This is a genomic window from Bacillus sp. P4_D3 (genome assembly GCF_056401855.1).
Map to the genome: position 1 here is coordinate 1 of NZ_JBFUIN010000637.1, position 1,799 is coordinate 1,799.

The 1,799-nt window shown below is 34.4% G+C and carries 2 protein-coding genes and 1 pseudogene; 2 read left to right on the forward strand and 1 reads right to left on the reverse strand.

The genetic code is table 11. The features are described 5' to 3' along the window. Window positions 1–116 precede the first annotated feature (116 nt). Together AC1DTM_RS25040 and AC1DTM_RS25045 are read left to right on the forward strand one after the other, a co-directional pair. Window positions 117–605 (forward strand): putative periplasmic lipoprotein, encoded by a 489-nt coding sequence (locus AC1DTM_RS25040; RefSeq protein ID WP_002157997.1) that lies wholly within the window; start codon window positions 117–119, stop codon window positions 603–605. Between the two features lie 382 nt (window positions 606–987). Continuing rightward, window positions 988–1,536, forward strand: coding sequence for a cysteine hydrolase family protein (locus tag AC1DTM_RS25045; RefSeq protein ID WP_002157996.1), 549 nt, complete (start codon window positions 988–990; stop codon window positions 1,534–1,536). Between the two features lie 36 nt (window positions 1,537–1,572). On the opposite strand, the pseudogene AC1DTM_RS25050 reads toward AC1DTM_RS25045, so the two are convergent. Next, window positions 1,573–1,799, reverse strand: a pseudogene (locus AC1DTM_RS25050) (hypothetical protein); the annotation flags it as partial.

Genomic DNA, 1,799 nt, shown 5'->3' on the forward strand with positions numbered 1-1,799 from the left:
GTACAGTAATCGTGAGCAAGCTAATATTTGTTCATGAAAGTGTTAAAAACTAGTTTTAAAATTAAGAAGTTATTTTTGTATAATAAATTATAATGAAATAACAGGGGGGATGAATTTTGAAGAAATTCATAATCACTGGATTGTCTGTATTGTTATTAGTAGGCTGTGGTGCTCCAAAGGAAAAAGAAGATGCACAGTCAAATCAGGAAGAACAAGTTGTAAATGCAAGTGATGAGAATATGGTCGTATTTCCGGAAGGAGCAGTGCCAATCGGAGAAGGGAAAGTAAAAGTAACTACGCCAGATGGTACTTCTGAAAATGGCAATATACCGACTGTATTTATCAAAAAAGATACTTTAATTCAGCAAGTTGAATTAGAACTTTCTAATTTTCAAAACGATAAAGAAACATTCGTATTTGTAGATCAAATATTTGCAGATAAACATCAAGTAACTAGTACAACACAGACAACAGTACAATTAAAAGAAAAGACACTTGAGACAGGTAGTCATACGATTACTGCAGCTCAGTTTGAAAACAATGACCCGAAAGGAAAAGTCATTAGCTTTAATCAAGCGACGTTTGAAACGAAGCCTGCGTCTTAATTATGGATAAAAAGTACATTACTTAAAGTGGTAGTGTACTTTTTAATTTGGATAGAATTAGGTTGTTGAGAATAATTTGTTTCACTTTCTAGTACGTATGAATAGTAAGAAATTACTCTTTACTACTACGAAAGTGAAAGAGGTTGAAGATGTGAATCGGTTTGTTCGTATCTAAATTAAGTTAAGTTATCAAATCCATGACTTGATAATAGGAACTGTATGTTTTGTCATTGTGTACCGATTGTAGGATAAACTCGGATTAAGGTAAGTATTGAGAGGGAAATGTAGGTATTTCATTTGTAATGTCGAATAGTACATACGATGTCGTAATAACAAATTTTCTATTGTTTACTGTGAAACAGAAGAAGGAGAGATTGTAGTTATGAAAAGAGCGCTTATAAATATTGATTATACATATGACTTTGTAGCTGAAAAAGGTGCTTTAACTTGCGGGAAACCAGGTCAAGAAATTGAGAAGGAACTTGTAAATGTAACGAAACAATTTATTGAAAAAGGTGATTACGTAGTATTTGCGATCGATAAACATGAAGACAATGATGTATATCATCCTGAAGCGAAATTGTTTCCACCTCATAATATAGCAGGTACAAATGGAAGAGACTTGTTTGGTGAATTACAAGATGTATACGAAAAATATAAAAATGCTGAGAATGTATACTATATGGACAAAACACGTTACAGTGCTTTTGCAGGAACGGATTTAGAAATGAAGCTAAGAGAAAGAGGAATAGAGGAAGTGCATCTTGTAGGTGTATGTACAGATATTTGTGTCCTTCATACAGCAGTAGATGCTTATAACAAAGGGTTTCAAATTGTGGTTTATGAAAAAGCAGTAGCATCTTTTAATGCGCAAGGACATGAATATGCACTTGGACATTTTAAATCTTGTTTACATGCAGAAGTGAAGTGAAAAAAAGAGGCCTTCAAAAAGGTCTCTTTTTCACATTTAAATAGAGACGACTTGCTGTTGAATTAACTTTTTAATGAACGGGCTAATGTTTTCTGGTAGCCCATTTAAATCAAAAAATTGTACATTTGACACTCCCACCCCTAAAGGGGCCAGCTGACTAACGTCAGTGGGATTCTTGCTACCAAAGGCGAAGTCCATTTCTGGTATCGCTGACGTGCAAGATTGCGGTGTGCCATCACCACKCYCACRACAGACCATATAGG

Coding starts and splice junctions, on each gene's coding strand:
- AC1DTM_RS25045 (WP_002157996.1), top strand. CDS start 988: ATGAAAAGAGCGCTTATAAATATTGATTATACATATGACTTTGTAGCT.